The organism is Mycobacterium sp. NGS49, from assembly GCF_059812565.1.
In genome coordinates this window covers 1-5388 of the sequence record NZ_JCALCX010000075.1, presented here as the reverse complement: position 1 = coordinate 5388, position 5388 = coordinate 1, and the positions used below count along the sequence as shown (strand labels likewise).

Sequence of the window (5388 nt, the reverse complement as noted above, 5' to 3'; positions counted from 1 at the left end):
CTCGCTGGCCTGCGTGCTCTACGAGTCTTTGACCGGCGGCCCGCCGTACCGCGCCGACAGTGCCGGTTCACTGGTGACCGCCCATTTGATGAACCCGGTCCCCCAGGTCAGCGCCGCACGCGCGGGCATTCCCAAGAGCTTCGACGCCGTGATCGCCCGCGGCATGGCCAAGAAACCCGAGGACCGCTACGCCAGCGCCGGTGACCTGGCCCTGGCAGCCCACGAGGCGCTCAGCTCACCTGACCAGGACCACGCCGAGAACATCCTGCGGCGCAGCCAGGAAGCCACCCTGCCCGGTCCGCCCACCTCGATGTCGCGGCCGACGATGCCGGCCACCGCGGTTGCGCCGCCCCCGCGCCCCGGCCCGTCGAGCACCCCACCGCCCGCACCACACGCTCCGTCGCCGCAGTACGGCGGCGGTTCCGGGCCTTCGGGGCCGTCGGCCCCGGTACCGCAGCAACGGCCGTCGGCTCCGTCCGGCCATCCGGCGTGGAACCCGGTCAGCGGTCCTATTCCGGCCGCCCAGGGCAACTCGCCTTACCGCCAGAGCGGTGGCTGGGGCGGCGGCCCGCCCGGCAGCCCGGGGTCGTCCGGCCCCATGCCTTCCGCGTGGAACCAGGGGCACCGGCCGCCGCAGCCCGCGAAACGCAATCCCTGGCCGATCGTCGCCGCCGTCGCCATCGTGCTGGTCCTCGTCGTCGGCGGGGTGGGCATCTGGCTGGCCACGCGGCCCGACCCCGCGCCTAAGCAGCAGCCCATCAGCGAGGATCGGCTGAGCGCCCTGCTGCTGACTGCCTCGGAGGTCAATGCGGTGATGGGTTCGTCGACGATGCAACCCGGCAAACCCATCACCACGGTGGACTCCTCACCGGTGACCCTCTCGATACCCGACTGTCAAGGCGCGATGTACGGCAGCCAGGGGCCGGTGTACGCGGGTACCGGTTACACCGGGATCAGCGGGTTGGTGCTCTCCGAACCGGGCGACAACTACGACCACTGGGTCAACCAGGCGGCCATCGCGTTCCCGACCGCCGACAAGGCTAAGGCGTTCGTGCAGACCTCGCTCAACAAGTGGAAAGGCTGCGCGGGCAAGACGGTCAGCGTCACCAACCAGGGCAAAACCTATCGATGGACGTTTTCCGAAGTCCAGGGGACCTCACCGCGGATCACGGTGATCGACGCCCAGGAGGGCGCTAACGGTTGGGAATGCCAACGGGCGATGGAAGTGGCCAACAATGTGGTCGTCGACGTCAACGCCTGCGGCTATCAGATCTCCGACCAGGGCGGCGAGATCGCAGACCAGATTGTCACCAAGGTCAACAAGGAGGAGTAGCCGGCCTCCGGCTAACCGGACAGGTCTGGCCCCTGCGCCCGTAGGTCGTCCACCGCCGACATGGCGTCGCGCAACTTGGCCAACCACTCCTCGGTGTGCTCGCCGACCAGCTTGACCGACCACGCCAGCGCGTCGGCGCGAGACCGCGCCACACCTGCGTCGACCAGCGTGTCGAGCACCTGGCGTTCCGGTTGCTTGAGACGCGTCATGACCGGTACGGCGATGTGGGTGAACAGTATCCGTTCGCCGTTCACCTCGACGCCCCACGACACCTTGCGCCCGTAGCGTTCCTGCGCCTCCTCGGCAATCGCCATCCGCTCCGGCCGGGTCTCCTCCCGAAACCGGGAAACGCGTCCCTCAGCGCGTGCAGCGCTTTTGTCGGCCTCGGCAGGCAGCTTGCCGACGACGGTGATCTCCTCGCGATCGACGATGACGGTCGGGTCGCCGTCGAACCAGCCTTCCGGCAGACGGCCGCCGAACCACTCGGGGGCACCGCTGGCGTCGGGGTGCTCGGCCTGTTGCCAGCCCCCGGGGCGCCCGTAGCGGCGCCCGTGTTGATGAATTTTCATGATTACATGATTACACCGTTGTATGTGTAAGTGCAGGGATTTCGCGCCCGGCGAACATCACCCGGGCCGCGCAGGGCAAATGAGCACCCGCTCCAGCCACTCAGAACCGTTGCCAGGAGGAAGCGGCGGTTGTATTTTTAGTAGCGAAGCAGGCCCGGAAGTGACCGGATATCAAGCGCCGGAAGAAGGGTGAAAAACGGCCGCGTCAGACCCGTAATCGGAGTCACCAACGCCCCCACGAGTCACGCCGGGCCTGCCCATGTGCCGGGCCTGGGCAGCTGCCGGGCCTCGCTGGCCAGCAGACACAAACTCGCATCAAACTCGTTTGCACAGTGCGATTTTGCGACTGCTCGCGGGGCTAGTGGTCGCGCCGGACCCGGAACAGCTTGACTTCGCTCTTGATGCCTTTGAGCCGACGAGCGCCGGCGAACGACCAGTTGAAGCCGGCATCGTCGCCGACGGCATCGCAGACCACATCCGTGGCCAACACCGTGCCCGGCCGGGCGACGCCGGTAACCCGGCTTGCCGCGTTGACCGGACTGCCGAACCAGTCGCCGGCCCGGCTCACCGCCATCCCTGCAGCGACACCGGCCCGCAGTCGCGGAAAGTCCTCGTCGCTGTCCACCGTGTCGACCAGTTTGAGGACGGTATCGAGCAACGGTCCCGGATCGGGGCAAACGAACATCACCGCGTCGCCGATGGTCTTGATGAACCGCACCGGCGGAGCGGTCAGGTCGCGGGCCAAGTCCGCCAGCCGGCCGGCGAGCTGGCTCAGCTCCTCGGCCGAGACGACTTCGCCCAACTTCGTGAATCCGACCAGGTCGGCGAAGGCGACCGCGACCGGACGGGCTCCCGGCAACGGCTTGCCGGCGGCGCGCTCGCCGGCGCTGACGGCTTCGGTTTCCATCATGTGCCGCAAGTGCAGGAACAGCATCTGGTGAATCATCGGGCCGAGCAGCGGCGCAATCTGGCTGACCAGGGCCTTCGAGCCTTGCGCGATCTGCAGTTCGGTCACACCCGGTCGAATGATCGCCGCCAGAGCTGTGAAACGCATGACCTCGGCCGCGTGGGACAGCCCCTCGGCGAGCACGCGCACCACCGCCACCACCTGATCGGGATGGAGTCCCATTTCGACGAAACGCTGCGCGTACGCCGCCGCTTCGCCGTCGGCGCGCATGTGGACGGCCGCATCCGGGTCGTCCACCCTGGCCAGCCCGACGGCCCGCTGCACCCGCTGCAGCAGACCCAGGTCGATCCCGTACGTTTCGCTGATCTCTCGTGCCGACACGTAGGTGCCGTCGTCGCCGATGATGTGGCGGGAAGCCAGCAACAGTGGCGGGTTGGTCGTGCGGATCTCCTCGGCACTGATGCCTTGTTCGAGCAGCCAGTGCACGAGCTCGGCACGCTCGGCACGGGCTTGACCCTCGAGCCCGCCGAGCAGCGCGTCGAGGTTCGGGTCGTCCGCTGGATCTGCCACGGGTCCACGTTAGAGCCCGCGCCGCGTCATCATGTGAGGTGATGACCGCACCACTGCTCGACGGGCTACCGCCGGTGATCGACAGCCGCGCCGAGGTACTGATCCTCGGCTCCTTCCCCAGTGTCCGTTCCCTGGCCGCCGGCCAGTATTACGCCAACCCGCGCAACGCATTCTGGCCGATCACCGCCGAACTCTTCGGATTCGACTGCACGGCAGGCTATTCCGAGCGCACAGCGGCACTGCAGTCGCATGGGGTAGCACTGTGGGACATACTGCGCAGCTGCCGCCGGGCCGGCAGCGCGGACGCCGCGATCGACCCGAAGAGCTTGGTGGTCAACGACTTTGGCTGGTTATTCAACACCTATCCACGGGTCGCCCGGGTCTACTGCAACGGCGCGGCGGCGGCCCGTCTGTTCGACCGCCTGATCGCGCACCCGTCAGGGATCAGGTGCCAGCGGCTCCCCTCGACCAGCCCGGCTCATGCGGTCTCGCGGGCGGCGAAACTCGCCGCCTGGGCCACGCTCGTCGAAGGCCCGCTATGACACCGGCGGCCGGCGGTGCGCCCACGGCCGGGCGGCCTCGATCTGAGCGGACAACGACAGCAGTGTGGCCTCGTCGTGGGGCCGACCGACGAGCTGCACCGACATCGGCAGACCGTGGTCGTCGAAGTCCCACGGCAACACGGCGGCAGGCTGGCCGGTCAAATTCCAGACCTGCTGGTAGGGGACACGTTGAGCCACCAGCAACAGCGTCGACACACCGCCGCGGCGCTGGTACGCACCGATGCGGGACGGGCCGGTAGCGGTGCCGGGCGTGATGACGACGTCCACGTCGTCGAAGACGGACTGGATTCGGGTGTTCAGTCCGGTCTCGGCGGTTCGCAGCGCAGCCATCCGCCGATCGGAGAAGAACGAACCGAGGCGGGCGATGGACCGGGTGCGCGCTTCCAGCCGCTCGGGGTGGGCCATGGCGTCCGCGTCGTCGCTGATGCCTCGCAGAAACCGGGGCAGATAGTTCGCGTACAGCGAGGCCGGATACACCGGGTCGCGCACGACCACGTCATGGCCGAGGTCACGCAGCAAAGCCCCCGCCTGCTCGACCGCCGTCAGCTGCGCCCGGCCGACCCGCACGGGCATCGGGGTCGGGACCTTGGTACTCAACGCGATTCGCAACCGGCCGGGCGAGCGTGCCGCCGCAGCGGCGAACTCGCCTTCGGGCCCCGGCCGGGTATTCGTCGCATCCAGCAGCAACGCCGCGTCACGCACCGACCGCGCGATGGGGCCGTTGACGCTCAGTCCCTGCCACGCCTCGTCGTGCGGCTCCAGCGAGATCCGGTCGCGTTGCGGTTTCAAGCCGAACACACCACACCAAGTTGCCGGGATCCGAATCGACCCGCCCCCATCGGATCCCAGGGCCAGCGGCGCCAGGCCCGCCGCGACCGCGGCAGCGCTGCCCCCGCTGCTACCGCCCGGGGTGCGACGCGGGTTCCAGGGGTTGCGGGTGGAACCGAAGGTCAACGACTCGGTGAACGGCATGATCATCAGTTCCGGCACCGATGTCTTGCCGATGATCACCGCACCCGCCGCACGCAGCCGGCGTACGACCTCGGCGTCGTCGATCACGGCCGGCCCGTGCCCGCCGCTGCCGTACGTCGTCACCTCACCCGCGACGTCCACGTCGTCCTTGATCGCGATCGGCACGCCCAGCAGCGGTCGCCGCTCCCCAGCATCCAGCCGTTGTTGGGCAAGCTCAGCTTCTGCGCGCGCGGCGTCGTAGCGCACTACTCGATACGCACGCAGTTCGCTGTCCAGCCGCTCAATCCGCTCCAGATAGAGCTCGAGCAGCAGGGGAGCGTCGATTTCACCGTCGGCCAGCATTCGCGCCTGTTCGGCCGCACCGGCGAACGCAAGATCGCGAGGGTCCACCGCCGCAGCGTATCCCGCGCCCGCGCACAGCTGGTGACCCGCTGCGTCCCGCTGCGCGGGACTTGCGATCAGCACCGTCCCCCA

General features: G+C 68.6%; 5 protein-coding genes. 2 read left to right on the top strand and 3 right to left on the bottom strand.

Features of this window, described 5'->3' with window-relative positions; translation table 11 throughout:
* On the top strand, positions 1 to 1333 hold a 1333-nt coding region (locus AC5Y7D_RS30635), incomplete at its 5' end, for a sensor domain-containing protein (protein ID WP_499929906.1).
* Between the two features lie 11 nt (positions 1334 to 1344).
* Here the strand turns inward: AC5Y7D_RS30635 and abmR are convergent.
* Together abmR and AC5Y7D_RS30625 are read right to left on the bottom strand one after the other, a co-directional pair.
* On the bottom strand, positions 1345 to 1902 hold the full coding sequence (gene abmR / locus AC5Y7D_RS30630; RefSeq protein WP_499929904.1) for an ATP-binding transcription factor AbmR: 558 nt from the start codon (positions 1900 to 1902) through the stop codon (positions 1345 to 1347).
* A gap of 358 nt (positions 1903 to 2260) precedes the next feature.
* Positions 2261 to 3379: an adenylate/guanylate cyclase domain-containing protein gene (locus tag AC5Y7D_RS30625; RefSeq protein WP_499929902.1), complete on the bottom strand. Its 1119-nt coding sequence runs from the start codon at positions 3377 to 3379 to the stop codon at positions 2261 to 2263.
* Between the two features lie 41 nt (positions 3380 to 3420).
* On the opposite strand from AC5Y7D_RS30625, the gene AC5Y7D_RS30620 reads away from it, so the two are divergent.
* Positions 3421 to 3921 carry a DNA-deoxyinosine glycosylase gene (locus tag AC5Y7D_RS30620; protein ID WP_499929900.1) on the top strand — a complete coding sequence of 167 codons (501 nt, stop codon included), beginning with the start codon at positions 3421 to 3423 and terminating at the stop codon, positions 3919 to 3921.
* On the opposite strand, the gene AC5Y7D_RS30615 is transcribed toward AC5Y7D_RS30620, so the two are convergent.
* Entirely contained in the window at positions 3916 to 5304 is a 1389-nt protein-coding gene (locus AC5Y7D_RS30615; RefSeq protein ID WP_499929908.1) for an amidase, read from the bottom strand. The two genes, AC5Y7D_RS30620 and AC5Y7D_RS30615, sit on opposite strands and share 6 nt — an antisense overlap.
* Between the last annotated feature and the right edge of the window lie 84 nt (positions 5305 to 5388).

Bases quoted from the DNA above. Each gene is read 5' to 3' on its own strand.
- AC5Y7D_RS30620 (WP_499929900.1), top strand. From the start codon at position 3,421: ATGACCGCACCACTGCTCGACGGGCTACCGCCGGTGATCGACAGCCGC.
- abmR (WP_499929904.1), bottom strand. From the start codon at position 1,902: ATGAAAATTCATCAACACGGGCGCCGCTACGGGCGCCCCGGGGGCTGG.